The following is an 18295-nucleotide window of genomic DNA, read 5'->3' as shown; positions in this document are numbered from 1 at the left end:
GTTTGGTTTATTGGTGATGTGATTCCAGTAGGTATCTAGGCATTTTGTGTAGCGAGAGTTATTTTGAGTCCCAGGGCTTTCATGATTTTCGTGATAGCCGCAAAGGACGGGTTACCGTCTTTTGATAGTGACTTGTAGAGGGATTCACGGTTGAGTTGAGTCTCTTTAGCGAGCTGGCTCATGCCGTGTGCCCTTGCAATGTCACGCAAAACCACCTGTACGGTTTTCGTATCGCCGTCTTCGAGTGCGATAGCCAGGTAATCGTTCACTGCTTCTTGGCTATCGAGATATTTGCTTGCATCGAACGCTGAAAATGTTACTTCCTTCACGACTGTTCCTCCCTTACCTGTTGTGCGAGCTTTTGAGCGGTTCGAATATCTTTATCCTGGCTGGATTTATCTCCTCCGGCCAGCAGGAAAACCGTTATTGCGCCTAGTCGGGTGTAGTACACCCGATAGCCGGGCCCGAAATGAAATCTCATCTCGCTAACCTTCTCGCCAACGGGTTTGATGTCTCCAATCATTCTTCCGTGTGCTTCGCATCGGGCTATTGCATACAAAATGCGTCGCTGAGCATGTTTGTCTTTTAGCTCACCTAACCAGGCGTCAAACAAGCTGCTGGAAATGATCTCCACACGCCCAAGTGTAGCCTAAAAGCTACATGGCTCAAGTGGGGGATACGCCTCTCATGGCTGACTCCTCTTTCGGTTTGAAGATTGGTGATGACGCCAGGAAAGCGTCTAAAGACGCTAAAGACGCATGCAGACTTGAGGGTGCGGTTGATGAGTTGAGGTCGAGGTGGATGACACGTCCGCTACGGCCCGGATCTTCGGTGAGGTGTTCAAGGTCAACCTGACGACTGAGGGGCCACCGCACCGCTTTTCGATCATCCGTGATGAAGCCACGCTCTCGAGCCTCAACTGTCAATGAAGCAAACGGCGTTATTCTCGCAGCCCCTCCACGATCCGCACCGTCTCCACCGCAACCCGCGTGACCTTGCCAATCAGATCCACGATGTAGCGCGGGTTGCCAACCTCATCGGCCCAATCGTTCGGGTCGTTGACAATCCCGGACGCCTTGTCCTTCTTCACCTGGTAGCGATCAATCAGCCACGCCAGCGCAGAGCGTGACCCCAGCATGTACTCATCAGCCTCAGCCGGGATACCGGTGATGGTCACGCGCTTGTTGTAAATCAACTTGGTCACGTCGTTGATGTTCTTCCCGGTCTCGGGGTCCTTCTTGCGTGCCCACTTCATCTTCAACACACGCCAGGTATCCGGGTCGGACTCGTCGCCCTTGACCGTGATGTCCAGCGGGTATGGCTCCACGTCCTCGTATCCGACGTGCAGGTCCATGAGTTCCTTGCCGGCGCGCGCAAACTTGTCGAACTCTTCCCGCGTTCCCGGTGTCTCAATGTGCGGCAGCATCTTTTTCAAGTCCGTCGCGTACGCCTCCCGATAGTTCGGGTCGTGCAGCTTGCCGTAGACGAAGTGGAAGATGTCGTCACCAGTGACATCGGCACCCAGCGCGTCACGGTAGACAGCCTTGATCGCGTCGGTGATGTTGTCCTTGCGCACATACCCCGCAACGACCTCACCAATCTGCCCATAGATCGAGGTTTCGCCTTCGCTTATCGACGCCCCTTCGCCAAACAACCCACCATCCCCAGCGTCCACGGGCTCCCAGGTGAAGCGGGGGAAGAACTGTGTCCCTTCTGAACCAAACAGATTAAGGTCAAGGAGCATATCAGCTGCAAAAATACTGTAAGGCTTCACTGCGCCCACGGTCATCTGGGCAAACCCAATGTTGTGGTGGTGCTGCGTCGGGAATATCGACGGCAACTGGTACTGCCTATCGATCAGTTCCTTCGCGAAGTAGCTCCGTTGCTTAAAGAAGGGACGGTACATCGAGGTGTAGGCACGGTCCGTATCAAGCGTGATTTCTGTTCCTCGAGAGAGTTCTTGCTTGAGATTTACATTCCATGAACCCTTCGTGCTGTCGATCAGCTCCGGGTGCTGTGCAAACAACGCATCAACACCCCGCTTGTTTTGCTCGAACCCTTCGCTTCGCAACACAACTTGCGCCTGATCGTAGTTCGCAACGTGCGTCTCGATGTTTTCTACGAGTTGTGGGGTAGAAGACGAATAAGACCACGAGTCGCGACCTGTCTTTAGTCCTGAGGAATACGTTGTGAAGAATGTTGTTTCGTCGCTCTTCTTCTCGCCGATCACGGGCCATGTCCCAAACTCGGCACTACGCTGATTTAGCCAGTCACCGTGCTGATTCGGCGTGATTGAACGCCACTTAATCCGGTCAATTGACGCATTCTCGGCAAACGCCAGCTTCTCTTTACGCTTCTGATAGTCAGGAGTCTGCGCGTAATGCAGGTGGAAGCCGGTCTTGGAAGGATCCTTCACACCGATCAGCACCGCAACGCCAACCCGGATATCAAAGACATTGTCGCCCTCACGCTTGGCTTGTTCGCCACCACCCAAAGAGTTGCCGCGCAGATTGAAAACATAGAGGTCGGTGAAATCCTCGGCCATCGACAGGCGGACACCATCTCCGGTGTTGCCGTCTACCCAGCCGTTATTTGCGATAAACGCCACGACGCCATGATCCCCGATTCGGTCCGTCGCCCACCGGAATGCGCGCAAATATGAGTCGTATAGCGAGTTCTTATTCGTCGCCGTTGACTTCGCCGCGTACGTCTCCGCGATACGCGCATCCAGCGTCGGGTACTTCAGGTTCGCGTTGTTGTCATTCGCTTTTTTCTGACCCGATGAGTACGGCGGATTGCCCACGATGACGTTGATCGGGGCTTCCTTCTGCCGAACGATGCGCTCGTTGTTGTTTCTGAATACCGTGAGGTCGAGGATGTCTCCTTCCTCGTGGATCTGGAACGTATCGGCAAGCGCGATGCCCTCGAAGGAAACGTAGCGGGGGGGGGGGTGCGCTTTCCGAGCGTTTGGCTGCCTCGGCCAGCAACGCGTTAAACGTCGTCTCGATGTTGGCGGCCGCGACGTAGTAAGCCAGCAGCATGATCTCGGTGGCGTGCAACTCGTTGGCGTACTTGCGGGCTAGATCCTTCGGATCAATCAACCCGGACTGCAACAGGCGCACCATAAACGTGCCGGTGCCCGTAAACGGATCCAGGATATGCACGCTCTCGTCGGTTAAACCGCGGCCGAAGTGCTTCTTCGACACATCGTCGGCGGCGCGCAGGATAAAGTCCACGATCTCCACCGGGGTATACACAATGCCCAGCTTGTCGGCGTCGCGCTTGAATCCCTTTTTGAAGAAGCGCTCGTAGAGTTCCTTAATCACCTGCTGCTTCCCGGATGCACTCGTGACCTCAGATGCGCGCACACGCACCGAGGCGTAGAACTTCTCCAACGAGTCAGTCTCGGCATCCAGGTCACTATTGTCGAGGGCATCAACCATGCGCTGCATGACCTGGGAGACCGGGTTGTGGGCGGCGAAATCGTGCTCGCTAAACAGGGCATCAAACACTGGGGCGGTAATCAGGTGCTGCGACAACATGCTGATCGCCTCGTCCTCAGAGATCGAGTCGTTGAGGTTACCGCGCAGGCCCTCGACGAAGGTGTCGAACTCACCACGCAGTGTCGCATCCGCCTGGTCAAGCAGCGCGCGGATGCGGGTGACCTGCGCCTTGGAGATGTCCGCGACGTCGTCGGCCCAATCCTCCCAGTAGGTGCGGGTACCCACCTTGTCCACCAGCTTGGTGTAGATCGCTTCCTGCCACTGCTCAAGCGAGAACAACGCGATCTGCTGGGCTGTCACCTGGTCGGATTCGTGGGCCTCGGTCCGCTCACTGTTCGCGAGTTTCTTCTTCGCCTCCTGCGCAGGATCAACAACTGGCTGGACGGAAATCGGCAAATCATCCTGCACGTTCTCGTTGAGCGCAATCGAGTTCACCTTGGCGTTAAAGCGGTCGTCGTGTGCACGCAACGCGTTGAGGATCTGCCACACAACTTTGAAACGCTGGTTGTCGTTCAGCGCCTCCGACGGCGATGTATCCGGCGCCACCGCCACCGGCAAAATGATGTAGCCGTAGTCCTTGCCTTCCGCCTTCCGCATCACGCGACCAACGGACTGCACCACGTCCACCATCGAATTGCGCGGGTTGAAAAACACCACCGAATCGAGGGCGGGGACGTCGACACCCTCCGAAAGGCACCTGGCGTTTGTGAGCACGCGGCATTCATTCGTCGGCATGTCGGATTCAAGCCACGTCAGCTTCGTGTTGCGCTCCAGGGCGTTCATCGCGCCGTCGACGTGCTGCGCCTGCACATCAAGATCAATATTCAACGTCTGAATGTCGTTCATCACCGCCTTTTCCTGCAGCAGCTCGCGATGCGACTTCACCAGCAGGGGGAACGCCTCCGTAATCGCCTTCGACGTCTTAATATCCTTCGCGAACGCCACCGTGCGGTGCATCGGCTCCGCGCCCTCATCGAAGCCGCCCTTCTTGCCCTGCAAACCTCCCGAGCGCTTCGCCAACGCATTCCAAACGCCGATCATCGCGGAGCCCGTCGTTAAGTTAATGTCCTTGCCACCAGCGGCATTGAACTTGCCCATCGCATCGGCACCCAGCGACTCATCCACAGTCATGATGAGCACCTTGTAGTCCGTCAACAACCCCTTATCGACGGCCTCTCCGAACCCCAACCGGTGAAACTCAGGGCCATACACGGCCTCGTCATCCATGGAGTAGAGCTCCGCCGAATGCTCGACGGCCTTGCCTTTCACGGTCTCGTCGAAAAGTCGGGGAGTGGCAGTCATGTACAGGCGCTTCTTCGCCTTGATGTAGTCACTGTCGTGGATGCGGGAGAAGTTTGACGGGTCCTCCCCAGCGAGCGTGGCCCCTGTGGTGCGGTGGGCCTCGTCGCAAATGACAAGATCGAACTCCTCGAGGCCAGCTTCTTGCGCGTCGTGGATCGCGGGCAGCGACTGGTACGTCGAAAACACGACGCTCAACCCAGCCGCGCGCTTGCGCTTCGACAACCGCTCTGCGATGTCCGCGCCGTTCGTGGACACCGGCACCTCAAGGTCATATGAGGCGATATCCTCCGCCTTGCGCGCCACCTTGCTATCGGAGCACACCGCGTAACTGCGAAGATCCATCCGTGCCTGCGCAGTCCACTCTTTCAACGACTGCGACAACAAACTAATCGACGGCACCAAAAACAACACTCGCGCCTTGCCATAGTGCTCCTCCGCAAAACGCTCAGCCAAGCGCAGCGCCGTAAACGTCTTGCCCGTACCGCAGGCCATAATCAGCTTGCCGCGATCGTGCGCCTTGAACCCCTCCAGCGACTTTTCAATCGCCGTCGCCTGATGTGGGCGTGGCTCAAACGTCTCCCGCAAGGTGAGGTTCACCGACATCTCACTGCCTGGGTAGGCGATATCCCAGTTAATCGGGGACTCCGCAATCGCCGACGTGCCGATCCGGTTCGTGGCGATCAACTGGTTCTCCAACATCGCCTCAGCATTCGACGACCAACGGTCCGTCGTTGAAATAATCAGACGGTTCGCAAACTGCTCCACCCCGCGATCAGTGTGGAACGAGCGCCCCGATGCCTCAAAAAACGAATCCAGCTGCCCCTTCTGGATATGCGTCGTAGGCAGGTAAAACTTGCACTGAATTGCCGTCCACTCGCCGTCATCCATCCGCTTCGCGACGAGGTCAATCCCCACGTCCGCCTTGCCGCCGTTGAACGGCCAGTCCACCCAGCGGTACACCTCAGAGTATTCACTGGACAGCGTCGGGTCTGTCTTGAAATAGTTGACCATCAACTTTTCAAACGCCAGACCCTGCTCTGACTTCGACGGCAGCTTGCGGAGTTCTTCGATGGCATCAGTGAATGTCGACATGGGCAATATTATGCCCCAGCGACACCCCGTGGGGAGAGTATTGGTTGCCTAGAACGGCAGCGCCTGCGCAACCTGTGGAGGCAGTACGCCTGTTCACCGAAAATCGAAGACCGGCCCTGGACTCCCACCGAGGCGGGCAGCGGAACCGGTCATGTTGCCCACAAAGCTACCTGGTTGACGACGGCGAAGCCGTATTTACACACAAAATGTCCCTTAAGACCCGGTCTCACGTTGCTGGTGTGGAAGCAATTAAAGAGGGAGCACCCCTGTAGTGAAAACTACGGAACGCTCCTTCACTCTTTGACCCCTCAGGAAATGCTGATGGGCCTTTTCGCACCTCACTGTAGCGTATTCTTTGAAACACGATGAAAGACTGGGGGATCTTGTGAAGCACAACTATGACCGGCATCAAGGGGAGAGACAGGGATTTGGTGCATAGATTGGCGTAAGCACCAAATTCCTTGATTTGCGTTGCTCGCGCGACTTGGAAAAGACCAGGTCGTGCAGGCCGCGTGAGGGAATTTGGTGTCCTGGGCGAGCGGCGAGTGACAATGGACGCAATTCTGCCGGTCGACCCCGGTAAAACCCCAGGTCGCGAAAGGGGCCATGCGTCTTTTGTCACTGGCGCGGTGGCGGTGTGCACCAAATCCCTTGATTTGCCCGCGTCGGTTTGGAAAAGACCAGGTCACGCAGGCTGCGCAAAGGAATCTGGTGCGCAGAGCCCCAGAGCTCCCAGGCCCTACGCGTACGGCACGACCATCCCGCCGAACGCCAGCGCAACCGTCGTGAGCACGGCCCAGGCCAGCATGGCCTTGCCGTTGAGCCCGAGCACCGGGATGAGGGCTGCACCGGTCGCACCGCTGCGAACCTTCATGATGGCGGCGATCGCCAGTGGCAGCGCCACCAGGCCGACCAGGGCAGGCGCGTACACCAGAGCCAGCAGTACGCTGACTACGAACGGGACGCAGGTCAGGACCGTGAACAGGGTGCGGGCGCGGCTGTCGCCGAGGCGAACCGCGATGGTCTGCTTGCCGGAGGCGGCGTCGGTGGGGATGTCGCGGATGTTGTTGACTAGGTTCACGGATGCGGAGATTGCGCCGATCGCCACGGCGACGAGCAGGCCCTCCCAGGACAGGAAGCCGGTCTGGACGAACTCGGTGCCCATCACGGCGACGAGGCCGAAGAAGATGAAGACACTGACTTCGCCGAGTCCGATGTAGCCGTAGGGGTTGTTACCGCCGGTGTAGAACCATGCGGCGGCGATGCAGGCGGCGCCGACCAGGATCAGCCACCACGCCCCGGCCAACACGGACAGGATGATGCCGAACAGCCCAGCAACTCCGAACGCGATGAAGGCGGCGAGCTTTACGTTCTTGGGGTCGGCGAGTCCGCTGGCGGTGATGCGTGTGGGGCCGGAGCGGTCGTCGTCGGTGCCGCGGATGCCGTCGGAGTAGTCGTTGGCGAAGTTCACGCCGATGATGAGGGCCCACGCCACGAGCAGTGCCAACAGTGCCCGGCCGAGGTTGGCGTGCGCGGTAAAGGCCGCGACGCCGGTGCCGGCGATGACGGGCGCGAAGGCGTTTGGCCAGGTGTGGGGGCGGGAGGCTTCCCACCACGCGTGCAGGTTGGGTTGTGCGTTCATGGTTTCCATCATGCCCCGTGTCGGGCCTGTCGGCTAAAGTGGTGCGCCATGTGGGTCGATTATGCGGCGCGGCAGGCGGTGGCGTCGATAGGCGCGGTGGCGCGTTTGCCCTCGTTACGGTTGGCGGTGCGCTCCGGGCGTCTGGAGTTTCCCGCCGCGGGGCATACCGTGATCAGCCTGACCTCGCACGGCACCCGCTTATCGACGGTCCACCACACCCTCGCATCGCTGTTGGTGGGGACTCGCCGCGTGCCCACCATCCTGTGGCTGGACGCGGAGGACTTCGATGCACCCTGGCCCGAGCCGCTGCAGGAGCTGGTGCAGTGCGGCCTGCAGGTGCGGCGTTCCGACGGACACTACGGCCCGCACACCAAGTACTACGGTACGTTCCGGCAGCTCGCGGGTACGGGGACGAGCGTGATCACGGTGGATGATGACGTGTTGTACCCGAGGTGGTTCGTCGAGAAGCTGGTGGTGGACCCGTTGGCGGTGACAGCTTACCGTGCCCACGAGATCGCGCTGGTGGGCGAGGGGTTCGCGCCGTATATGCAGTGGCGCAGCGTGCGCACCACCGCGCCGAGCCCGCGACACTTCGCCACCGGCGTATCCGGGGTGGCGTACCCGCCCGCGATGGTGGACTACGTGGCCGCCCAGGGCGACGCCTTCCTGCGCGCCGCCCCCAGCGCCGACGACGTCTGGCTCAACATGTGCGCGGTGCGCTCGGGGCACTTTGTGCGGCAGGTCTTCGACAAGCCAAAGGAGTTTCCGCTGGTGCCGGGCTCGCAGTCAGTGGCGCTGGTGCGCAAAAACCTTCGCGGGGGCAACGACGCCCAGCTCGCCGCAAGCTACAGCGCAGAGGACATCAGCGCAGTCGTCAACGCAGGCTAGAACAGGTCGCGCACCGCGGCCCGGTCCACCTTGCCCGGCCCCAACAGCGGCAGCGCCGCCACGCGCTTGAGCTCTTTCGGTACCTGCCACCGTGGCAGGTCCTGCAGGGCATCCATCACGTCCGGCACCTGCGCCTCACCCGCAAACGCAGCGCAAATACGCTGCCCGAAACGCTCGTCCGGCACGCCCACCACGCACGCATCCGTCACGCCGGGCACACCCAGCAGGAAGCGCTCCAGCACCTCCGGCTGCAGCTTCAGCCCACCCGAATCAATCACATTATCGACGCGCCCTTCGACCGTCAGGTGGCCGTCGGCAAGCTGGCCTGCGTCTGAGGTGCGGAACCACCCCGGCTCGGCGAAGTCGGGGTGCTCCGGCTGGTTGCGGTAGCCGCGCGCGACCATGGGGCCGCCGAGCCAGATGCGGCCGTCGCGGATGCGCACGTTGGCGCCGGCGATGGGCTCCCCGTCGTAGACGCAGCCGCCGGAGGTCTCCGAGGAACCGTAGGTGGTGACAACGTTGATGCGCAGCTTCGCCGCCGAATCCAGCAGCGCCGGGTTGGTGGCCGCTCCGCCGACGAGCACCGCGTCGAAGCTGCGCAGCGCGTCGATGCCGGTGAGCGTGGACATCGCCTTGTCCAGCTGCAGCGGGGTCAGCGCCGTGTAGCAGCGGTCCCCAGTCGCCGCGATCTCCGCGGTGCGGGCCGCGAACTCATCCACGTGGAACCCGTGAGTCAGGTCCACAAAGGCGGGCTCTACACCCGCGACCATGCTGCGCACCAACACCTGGATGCCCGCGATGAACGCGGCGGGCATCGCCAGCAGCCACTGGCCCGGCCCGCCGAGCGCCTGGTGGGTTGCGTCCGCGCTGGCTATCAGGTTCGTCGGGGTCAGCAGCGCTCCCTTCGGGGTGCCCGTGGATCCGGAAGTCGCCACCACGAGGGCGACGTCGTCGGCGATCGGCTCGCCCACGCCCTGCGTGTTGCGCAGCAGGTTGGCGCGCGCCGGGTCGTTCGTCGGCACGGGAAGTAGTGCACGCTGGCCGGTCAGCGCCTCCTCGATGGCGGGCAGGATCGCGAGCGGCTTGGCGGGGTCAACGGGGAGGAGTTCCAGGAGCTTCGTCACGAAGCGTTAGTCTAGCGCCCCGCCCGCGAGGACCTCGATGGCGTCGCGCCACGCGACGTTGCCGGTGTCGGGGGCGAAGCGGTCCGTCGATAAGAGGATGCAGCGGGACCCGGCGGGCAGGGCGTCGAACGGCGCGAGCTCGCGCGCGAGCGTCGCAGGTTCGGCCACCGTGAGCGCCACCTGAATGTAGAGGGTGCGCTGGCCGTCGTTAGCGATGAAATCGATCTCCCCACCGGGAACCTTACCGGTGGCAACCTGGTATCCACGGCGGCGAAGCTCAAGGTAAACCATGTTTTCCAAGTCGTGGCCGAAGTTGAAAGGGCGAGAGCCCAGCAGCGCGGTGCGCAGGCCCGGGTCGACGAAGTAGAACTTGCCGTTTGTACTCAGCCACCGTTTGCCCTTCGTGTCGTAATCCCTGCACTGATAAATAAGGTGCGCGTCCGACATGAGGCCGAGGTAGCGGTCCACGGTTTCACTCGACGCCTTGAGGCCCTCGTGCTTGAGGTGGCCCACGATGCGGTTCGTGGACACTGGGTTGCCGGCGTTGTCGAAGAGGAAGCGGGCCACGCGCAGGAAAACGTCGGTGTCGCGGATCTGGCCTCGCAGGGAAATGTCGCGGGTGAAGATGGAATCGAAGAGTGAGGAGTTCGCCTGGCGAATCACGACCGGGTCCGAGAGCTGCACCGTGGCAGGGAAGCCACCGATGGTGACCCACTCCTGGAACGCGCGGTCAAGTCCCGGGCGCGCGTCCGCCGGGTAGCGGAACTCCATGAACTCCGCCAGGGAGAGCGGCAGCATCGGGATCTCGATGTAGCGCCCCGCTAGATAGGTCAGTGACTCGCCAACAAACAAGGAAGCGTTGGAGCCGGTCACGCAGATTTCTAGCTGTTCGTTGAGTCGCAGTGAGTTGATCACGCGCGCCCAGTCCTCCAGTTCCTGCACCTCATCGACGTGCAGGTAGCGCAGTCCTTGTGCGAGCCGGTGTGTCACGGCGTCGTGGAAGGCGGCCGGGTCCCGCAGGGTGGCGTTGGCCTGGTCCTCGAAGTTGATCACCATGATGGCGTCGTCTGGGGTGCCGTGCTCGCGCAGGTGGCGGCGGTACAACTCCAGGAGGGTCGACTTCCCGCAGCGGCGCACGCCGGTGATGATGCGTACGAAATCGTTATCGGTGACTGCCAGCAGGTTATCCAGGTACTGCTGCCTCGGGTGCAGGACTCTCATGAGTTTCGAGTATACCGGAAACTATCTCCAAAACAGGCAAGAGTTTCAGATATACTTGAAACCGCGCAGCTGCCCGCGCAGCTACCGGCCCAGTTCGTGGCTCAGCGCCTCGAGCTCCCCGCCGCCAGCGATGGCGCCTCCGCCTGTCGGCGAGCATTCGCCCAACACCGCCACAACAAGGCATAACACCGAAACGACCGCCTTCCTGGACTTCTTCATTGCCAAAGTGTGAACCACCGCATTCGGGTGCGTCAAGCGGACTAGACGTATTGACCGGAGGTTGTAATTAATTTGTCGGGATCCGCCACGCTGGGTAAGCTCTGCCTCATGTATTCAGGCATCGCTTCCATGAAGCTGCGTTCCGCCCGCTGACGGCGGCGGGACCCCTTCTGACCTCTCGTCTGCCGTCCTGGCCATCTGCCGGGCGGTCATTTAGTGCTGCCCGGCTCCATGACGAGCTGAGAGTACGAAATGCCAATTACACCAACCTTGCGGTCATGTGTGTGGAATGGAACGCCCCGCGGGCCAGTCGCACACATCCGTGCCGAATCAATCCACATCACCTTGGGAGACAGGCACCTCCTGAACGGGCTGGATGTCACCGTCTCCGCCGGCTCACGCCTGGCGATCGTCGGCGACAACGGCCGTGGTAAGACCACCTTGCTCCATATCTTGGCGGGGCTCCTGACCCCTGACTCGGGAGTAGTGACCCAGATGGGTTCCCTCGTCCTGGTCAAGCAGGACATGCCCACTGAGGGCAACCGCACCGTCGGCGATCTCATCGCCGAAGCGACAGCTCCCTCCAGGGCTGCACTTGAGGCACTCGACGTGGCGAGCGCAGCACTCGCCGCAGGAAACGACGCGGCCGATGCCTATTCCGCAGCGCTCGAGACCGCCACGCTATTGGATGCCTGGGATGCAGAAAGGCGCGTGGACATCGCACTTGCAGGCTTTGACGCTTGCAGCGACCGCGCCCGCAAACTGTCGACCTTGTCGGTCGGGCAACGGTACCGGGTCCGGCTTGCCGTCGCACTTGGATCGACCCCTGACCTGCTCCTGCTGGACGAGCCCACGAACCACCTCGACGCTGCAGGACTGTCCTTCCTAACCGAACGACTGCGTGATCACCCCGGTGGTCTGGCTCTGGTCAGTCACGACCGCGCCCTGCTGTGTGATGTGGCGACCACCTTCCTGGATCTCGACCCGACCCGAGATGCCGTGCCGCGAACCTACTCGGGTGGCTACCAAGGCTGGATTGAAGGTCGCCGACGAGAACGCCTCGTGTGGGAACAGGACCACGCCGCCCAGGTCGCCCGGCACAAGGAACTGACACGCGCTGCAGCCGAGGCACGCTCCCGCCTGTCTCAGGGGGGATGGAGACCTGACAAGGGCACAGGCAAGCACCAACGCGCCACACGCGCTGCTGGAGTGGTTCAAGCCTTCAACCGACGTATAGAAGACCTGGAACGTCATGAGATCGACGTGCCGGCACCGCCACTGCGTCTAGCGTGGCCCGCCTCGACAACTCGTGCCGGACAGAGCATCATGAACGCCACCGAAGTTACTGTGAAGGACCGGTTGGACACTCCGGTGTCGGTTGACGTGGACGGCGGTGACCGGTTGGTGGTCACCGGACCAAACGGCGCGGGAAAGTCCACCTTGTTGGCAGTTCTTGCACAGCGTCTGGCCCCCACCACGGGACATGTGCGAGTGAACCCGACAGCGCGCATCGCTCTGCTGTCTCAAGAGGTCTCCGACTGGGATCACTCCAGCTCCGCACACGAGGTCTACGAGGCGTACCTAACAAAGCTGGGCCGCCGATCTCAGGCGCCTACTCTCGGCTCGCTCGGGCTGCTCGAGGCCTCTGCAACCAACACGCCCGTGGGGCGCCTGTCGCAAGGACAGCAACGCCGACTTCACCTGGCCATGTGTCTGGCCCAGGACCCAGACCTGCTGCTCCTGGACGAACCCACCAATCATCTGTCATCGAACCTCGTCGACGACATCACCACCGAGCTTCAACAGGCCTCCTGCGCGGTGATCGTCGCCACCCATGACCGGCAGATGCTCCGCGACTTTACCGACTGGCCCCATCTGAACCTTGACTTGAAGGAGATGCTATGAACCCGCTTCACCCCTTGACCATCCCCACGTACCGCCAGTTGTTCGTAGCGATGGTGCTGACCATCTTCGCCCAGGGCGCCTGGGCCCTCTACCTGACCATGCAGACCCTCGACCTGGGCGCCACGCCCGCCACCCTGTCGGGTGTCGTGGCCTGGAGCGGCATCGGCCTGCTTGTGGGATCCCTCCCAGCTGGCGTAATTGCCGACCGGATCCCCAACAAGTCCGTCATCGTGGGTGTGTTCGCCCTGAACCTCGCCATCGCGACCGCGACGTCCACAGCAGCAATCCTCGACTTTGTCACCTTCTGGATGCTCGCGGTCTCCGCATTCATCATTGGCGCTTCAACCGCCTTCTTCTTCCCCGCCTACACGGCACTGGTGCCAGTCCTGGTGGATAGCGACGACCTCATGGCCGTCAACGGCCTCGAAGGCGCCACCCGTCCCTTGGTCGGACAGGCACTTGCGCCCGCCGTCGTCGGAGCGGTCATCGGCGCAAGCATGCCCGCCGCTGGCGGGTACCTCATCGCAGCAGCAATCGGACTTGGCCTGCTCGCGGCCCTGCGGCTTCCCACCCCCACCCGTGCCGAAACGGAGGCCGATGCTGACGCTGCGGCCGACTCACCGATCACCGACCTGCTCGATGGCTTCCGCTACGTTTCCCGCACACGCTGGGTCCGCTCCAGTGTCCTGTTCGCGGCCGTTATGGGACTGGTCGTGACCGGACCACTCGAAGTCCTCCTACCCGCTCTTATGCGCTCCTCGCATGACAATGGACCTGCTCTCTACGGGGCCGTCCTGGCTGCCCTCGGCGCGGGCGGGTTGGTGGGCTCCCTGCTGGCGGGGTCGTGGCGCACACCGGAACGCTTCCTGCCCGCAATGGTCGGCGTTTGGGCGCTCGGATGTCTGTTCTTGTCCATTCCGGCGCTCACCAGCAATCCATGGGCCATCGGTGCAGGACTCGCGTTCTACGGGGCGCTGATCGGGATCGGGATGGTCATCTGGGGAACAGTGCTCCAAGAGCACGTCCCCTTGGAGATGCTCGGCAGGGTCGCCAGCCTCGACTTCTTCATTTCCATCGCCTTCATGCCTTTGTCCATCGCTCTCACCGGACTCTTCAGCCGCTTCATCGACTCCAGGACTCTGTTCATCACCGCCGGCCTGGTGCCACTGGCCATGGCAGCACTGCTCCTAGCCCTGGGTCAACTCAAGATGCCGCAGAAGACGCTGGCCGAGGCATGAGAGACCTAAGACACACGAACATCATCCTCACACCTCTCCACCGCTTTGCTACCGCGGCGAGCTCGGCGGCTGGTTGCACTGGGTTTTCACGATTGACCAACGTTTGAGGTCAGTACAGCTAGAACACCTCGGCGATCAGCAGCATGGCCGGCAGCGCCAGGAAGATGGTCAAAAACACGGTGTCGCGGTAGTGGGTGGCGGAGGGGGAGGTTGCTTGGCGACGATCCTTCGGCCTGCGCCAGCAACCCACAAATAAACACGTCCACGAGCCATGCCCGGCTACGGGCGAACACCTCCTCTGCCATGTCTGGCAGCAGGGTGCGCTGGCCCGCAAGCACCCCGATGGCGTCGCGCCACGTGACGTTGCCGATGTCGGGGGCGAAGCGATCCGTGTCAGAAAAAGTCGTTACCGCTACCGGCCCAGCTCGTGGCTCAGCGCCTCGAGCTCCCCGCCGCCAGCCATCTGGTGCGTCAACTCCTCCAAGGTGACCTCGGCCCGTGGGGCGTCGAGCTCCTGGCGGCCCAGCTTCAAAATGGTGAAGTGGTCACCGACCAAGAACGCGTGGTGCGGGTTGTGGGTGACCAGGACGACGGCGATGCCGCGGTCGCGGGCAGCCGCGACGAAGCGTAAGACCACCCCGGACTGCTTCACGCCCAGCGCTGCGGTCGGCTCGTCGAGGATGAGCACGCGGGCGCCGAAGTACACGGCGCGCGCGATAGCCACGACTTGGCGCTGGCCGCCGGAGAGGTTCCCGGCGTCGACCTCGACGTCAGGAATGTCGATGCCCATCTCGCGCAGCTGCTCGGCGCAGATGCGTTTCATCTCGGCGTCGCGGAGCACACCGAAGCGGCCGGTGAGTTCCTGGCCGAGGAAGAAGTTGCGCCACACGCTCATTTCATCAACGATCGCGAGTGTCTGGTACACGGTGGCGATGCCGGTATCGATCGAGTCTCGGGGAGATGTGAAGGTGGCTGGCTGGTCGTCGATAAGTAGCTCCCCGGAGGTGGGCTGGTGCAGGCCTGCGAGGATCTTGATCAGCGTGGACTTGCCGGCGCCGTTGTCGCCGAGCACGCACGTGACCTCCCCTTCGCGCACCGCCAGGTTGACCCCGCGCAGCGCGTCGAAACTGCCGTAGGACTTGGTGATGTTCTTCAGTTCGATGACAGCCATTTAGCGCCCCTTTGTGTACTTTGCGAAGGAGGTGTTCGTCAGCACAGCCACGAGCAGCGTTGCGCCGAGGAAGAACTTGAACCAGTCGGGGTTCCAGCCGGCGTAGACGATGCCCTGGTTGGTCAGGCCGAAGATCAGCGCGCCGATCGCGGTGCCAACCGCGGTGCCGCGACCGCCCGTCATGGCGCAGCCGCCGATGACGGCGGCAATGATGTAGAGGAACTCGTTGCCCACGCCCTGGCCTGCCTGGATGGAGTCGAAGGCGAACAGGGTGTGCATGCCCACGAACCAGGCGGCGAAGCCCACGCCCATGAACAGCAGAATCTTCACCCGGCGTACAGGCACACCGATGGCGCGGGCGGCGTCCTTATCCCCGCCAACAGCGGTGATCCAGTTGCCGAACTTCGTGCGAAACAGCACAAACGAGGCAATCGCGACGAGCAGCAGCCACCACAGCACCGTCACGTTCAAAGTCACATTGCCGACGTCAAACGTGCCCGCGAACACCACGTGCGCCGACGGGAAGCCCTCCATGTCGGAGATGATCGGGGTTGCTACCTGGCCGGTCACCAGCTTGGTCACCGCCAAGTTGAGACCTTGCAGCATCAGGAACGCGGCCAAGGTAATCAGGAAGCTATCGATGCCGGTGCGTGTGACCAGGTAGCCGTTCAGCGCGCCGATCGCCAGCGAGATCCCGAGCGCCATGAACGCGCCAACCCACGAGTTGAGGTGCAGGTTGTAGTTCAGCATCGTCGCGGCCAGCGCGGCCGTGGTCACGGCGACGCCGGAGGAAAGGTCGAACTCGCCACCGATCATTAGCAGCCCCACCGCGAGCGCCACGATGCCCAGCGTCGAGGACGCGTACAGGGTGGTCGCGAGCGCCTCAAAGGAACGGAACGCGGGGGCGACGGTCAGGAAGAACGCAAAGATCGCGATGAAGCCCAGCATCGAAGCGAACTCGGGGCGTCGGATGAGCTTGGAAAAGCCAGTGTGCGTTCGTAGCCGGTCATCGCTTGCCGACGCCCCTTCGCTCACCGCCGCGCTCATCGCATGCCCGCCTTCGCTGCCTCGGCGACCTTGTCCACGTTGTCTTTATCCACGAAGCTCGGGCCGGTGTAGACCGGGCGGCCGCCGCCGAGGGCGCCGCCGTTGCGCTTCGCGATCCACAGCGAGTCGACGGCCAGGTAGCCCTGCAGGTACGGCTGCTGGTCGACGGCGAAGGCGACGCGGCCGTCGGCGATGGCGTCGACAAGCTCGGCGTTGGTGTCAAACGTGGCGACCTGCGCCTTGGACCCGGACTGCTTCACGGACTCCGTCGCGCGCATCGCCACCGGGGCCTGGAGGGCGAAGACGGTGTCGAAGCTCTTGTCCTGCGACAGCTTCGAGGTGATAGTGGACTGCACGGACGTCAGATCCTGGCCGTTGACGTAGAGCAGTTCGACGTTGCCGTCGAGGCCCTTGCGCACACCGTCGCAACGCGCTTCCTGGGAGGAGTTGCCCTGCTCGTGGATGACGCACAGGACGTTCGACTTGCCTTCCTCCTTGAGACGCTCGCCGGCGGCGTTGCCCGCCACCGACTCGTCCTGGCCGAAGAAGCCCGTCATCCCGTAGTCCTGGTACTTGCCCATGCCGGCGTTCAGGCCGACGACGGGGATGCCACGGTCGACAGCGTTGCGCGCCGCAGGGCCGATCGCCTCGGCGTTCGGCATGGTCACGGCGATGCCGTCGACGCCAGCGTCCACCGCGGAGCGCACCAGGTTTGCTTGGTTCGGCGCCTGCGGGTCGGAGGAGTAGCGCAGCTCGATGTTGTCCTTCTTCGCCGCGTCCTCCGCGCCCTTGCGCACGAGGTCCCAGTAGGTATCGCCCGGCGCACCGTGGGTGACCATGGCCACCACGTACCTCGGCGTATCGACGCCACCAGCGGTCCCTTCAGCGTTCTCGGAGCGGGGTGCGCCGCCTGTTGAGGAGCACCCAACAAGCAGCGCCGCAGCCATCAGTGCTGCGGCAAAAAATGTAGTCCGTGTCTTAGCCATTGTACGAGTGTGATCCACCGCACCATGTTTGTCAAGGCTAGAACACCCCCGCGATCAATAACATCGCAGGTAACGAAAGGAACGTGGTGAGGAAGACGGTGTCCCGGCAGATCACCTCGCCCGAGCGGTACGTCGCCGCGTAGTTGTACACGTTCTGCGCCGTCGGCAGCGCACACAGAATGAGTGCCGCGTACATATCGGAGCCGGTCAGGCCCAGAAGCGACGCCACTACCCACGCCACGGTCGGCATGCCGATCAGCTTGAGGATGGTAGCGGTGGTCGTCGCTAAGCGCTGGCTCTGCAGCACCTTCTCCCCGGTGAGCGAGGCGCCGAAGCTCATGAGGATCATCGGGATGGACGCGCCACCCAGAATCTGCAGCGGGGCGAGCACCGGCTCCGGCACCGTCCACGACGACGCCGACACCGCAAACCCCGCAAACGCCGCAACCACCACCGGCGCCTTCAACCCCGCAATCACTGACTTCAGCACCCCCGACGCCCCACGGTCCAGGCCAGCGATCACGATGGGGGAGAGCACCGACATCTGCAACACCAGCGGCGGAATCACGTACGTCGGATCCCCCAGCACGTACGTGGCAATGGGCAACCCGATATTGACCGAGTTGTAATAACTCGACGACGCCGCCCCTGCCATCGTCTCCGCAGCATCCTGCTTGAACCACACCGCACTGATCGCCCAGAAGATCAACATCGTGGTCACTGTCGCGATTGCGATCACCAGGATCACCGGGGAGAAGAACGCATCCGTGTCCGAGACCGCCACCGATGAAAAAATCAACGCCGGCGTTGCCACATGAAACGCGATGCGGTTGAGCTGTAACCGCTGATCACCGGGGCCGATCACCTTCTTTTGGGCAAGCCACCAGCCCGCCGCGATCACGGTGAAGATGATGGCGAAACCAGTCAGAACGTCAAGCATGTCGAATGAGTGTAGTG

The 18295-nt window shown here is 62.1% G+C and carries 15 protein-coding genes and 1 pseudogene; 4 read left to right on the top strand and 12 right to left on the bottom strand.

Annotated elements, in window-relative coordinates; translation table 11 throughout:
* Positions 1-35 precede the first annotated feature (35 nt).
* Positions 36-329 (bottom strand): addiction module antidote protein, encoded by a 294-nt coding sequence (locus tag BJP06_RS03715; protein WP_070362126.1) that lies wholly within the window; start codon positions 327-329, stop codon positions 36-38.
* Complete coding sequence (locus tag BJP06_RS03710; RefSeq protein ID WP_070482101.1) at positions 326-634, bottom strand: type II toxin-antitoxin system RelE/ParE family toxin; 309 nt, start codon at positions 632-634, stop codon at positions 326-328. Before BJP06_RS03710 ends, BJP06_RS03715 begins: the two co-directional genes overlap by 4 nt.
* 163 nt (positions 635-797) lie before the next feature.
* Here BJP06_RS03710 and BJP06_RS12240 point away from each other — a divergent pair, with 163 nt between their 5' ends.
* Positions 798-929, top strand: coding sequence for a hypothetical protein (locus BJP06_RS12240; RefSeq protein WP_255364819.1), 132 nt, complete (start codon positions 798-800; stop codon positions 927-929).
* A gap of 11 nt (positions 930-940) precedes the next feature.
* Here the strand turns inward: BJP06_RS12240 and BJP06_RS03705 are convergent.
* Together BJP06_RS03705 and BJP06_RS03700 are read right to left on the bottom strand one after the other, a co-directional pair.
* A pseudogene (locus tag BJP06_RS03705) lies at positions 941-5897 on the bottom strand (DEAD/DEAH box helicase).
* A gap of 739 nt (positions 5898-6636) precedes the next feature.
* Positions 6637-7539, bottom strand: coding sequence for a 1,4-dihydroxy-2-naphthoate polyprenyltransferase (locus BJP06_RS03700; RefSeq protein WP_143110526.1), 903 nt, complete (start codon positions 7537-7539; stop codon positions 6637-6639).
* Positions 7540-7587: 48 nt separating this feature from the next.
* On the opposite strand from BJP06_RS03700, the gene BJP06_RS03695 reads away from it, so the two are divergent.
* Complete coding sequence (locus BJP06_RS03695; protein ID WP_071572834.1) at positions 7588-8427, top strand: glycosyltransferase; 840 nt, start codon at positions 7588-7590, stop codon at positions 8425-8427.
* Here the strand turns inward: BJP06_RS03695 and menE are convergent.
* From menE to BJP06_RS12020, 3 genes are all read right to left on the bottom strand, one after another.
* A complete protein-coding gene (menE, locus tag BJP06_RS03690) occupies positions 8424-9551 on the bottom strand; it encodes an o-succinylbenzoate--CoA ligase (RefSeq protein WP_071572833.1) in 1128 nt (375 codons plus the stop codon). The genes BJP06_RS03695 and menE overlap by 4 nt on opposite strands.
* Positions 9552-9557: 6 nt before the next feature.
* On the bottom strand, positions 9558-10772 hold the full coding sequence (locus tag BJP06_RS03685; protein WP_071572832.1) for an ATP-binding protein: 1215 nt from the start codon (positions 10770-10772) through the stop codon (positions 9558-9560).
* Positions 10773-10853: 81 nt separating this feature from the next.
* Entirely contained in the window at positions 10854-10991 is a 138-nt protein-coding gene (locus tag BJP06_RS12020) for a hypothetical protein (RefSeq protein WP_168161606.1), read from the bottom strand.
* Positions 10992-11273: 282 nt separating this feature from the next.
* Here BJP06_RS12020 and BJP06_RS03680 point away from each other — a divergent pair, with 282 nt between their 5' ends.
* Both BJP06_RS03680 and BJP06_RS03675 read left to right on the top strand, forming a co-directional pair.
* On the top strand, positions 11274-12896 hold the full coding sequence (locus BJP06_RS03680; protein WP_246814891.1) for an ABC-F family ATP-binding cassette domain-containing protein: 1623 nt from the start codon (positions 11274-11276) through the stop codon (positions 12894-12896).
* Complete coding sequence (locus tag BJP06_RS03675; RefSeq protein ID WP_070477443.1) at positions 12893-14134, top strand: MFS transporter; 1242 nt, start codon at positions 12893-12895, stop codon at positions 14132-14134. Before BJP06_RS03680 ends, BJP06_RS03675 begins: the two co-directional genes overlap by 4 nt.
* 118 nt (positions 14135-14252) lie before the next feature.
* On the opposite strand, the gene BJP06_RS12235 is transcribed toward BJP06_RS03675, so the two are convergent.
* The 5 genes from BJP06_RS12235 to BJP06_RS03655 all read right to left on the bottom strand — a co-directional run bounded on the left by BJP06_RS12235 (position 14253) and on the right by BJP06_RS03655 (position 18278).
* The gene (locus tag BJP06_RS12235; RefSeq protein WP_255365778.1) at positions 14253-14384 is read right to left on the bottom strand and encodes a hypothetical protein; all 132 of its coding nucleotides are present in this window, start codon (positions 14382-14384) and stop codon (positions 14253-14255) included.
* A 162-nt stretch (positions 14385-14546) separates the two neighbouring features.
* Positions 14547-15305, bottom strand: a complete 759-nt coding sequence (locus BJP06_RS03670; protein ID WP_071572831.1) for an ATP-binding cassette domain-containing protein — start codon at positions 15303-15305, stop codon at positions 14547-14549.
* Positions 15306-16352 carry an ABC transporter permease gene (locus BJP06_RS03665; protein WP_071572830.1) on the bottom strand — a complete coding sequence of 349 codons (1047 nt, stop codon included), beginning with the start codon at positions 16350-16352 and terminating at the stop codon, positions 15306-15308.
* Positions 16349-17338, bottom strand: a complete 990-nt coding sequence (locus tag BJP06_RS03660) for a substrate-binding domain-containing protein (protein ID WP_071572829.1) — start codon at positions 17336-17338, stop codon at positions 16349-16351. Before BJP06_RS03660 ends, BJP06_RS03665 begins: the two co-directional genes overlap by 4 nt.
* A 37-nt stretch (positions 17339-17375) precedes the next feature.
* A complete protein-coding gene (locus BJP06_RS03655; RefSeq protein WP_071572828.1) occupies positions 17376-18278 on the bottom strand; it encodes an AEC family transporter in 903 nt (300 codons plus the stop codon).
* Between the last annotated feature and the right edge of the window lie 17 nt (positions 18279-18295).

This window comes from Corynebacterium sp. NML120713, from assembly GCF_001875735.1.
GTDB classification, from domain to species: domain Bacteria; phylum Actinomycetota; class Actinomycetes; order Mycobacteriales; family Mycobacteriaceae; genus Corynebacterium; species Corynebacterium pseudogenitalium.
The sequence above is the reverse complement of the archived record's forward strand: the minus strand, read 5'-3'. Positions and strand labels throughout refer to the sequence as shown.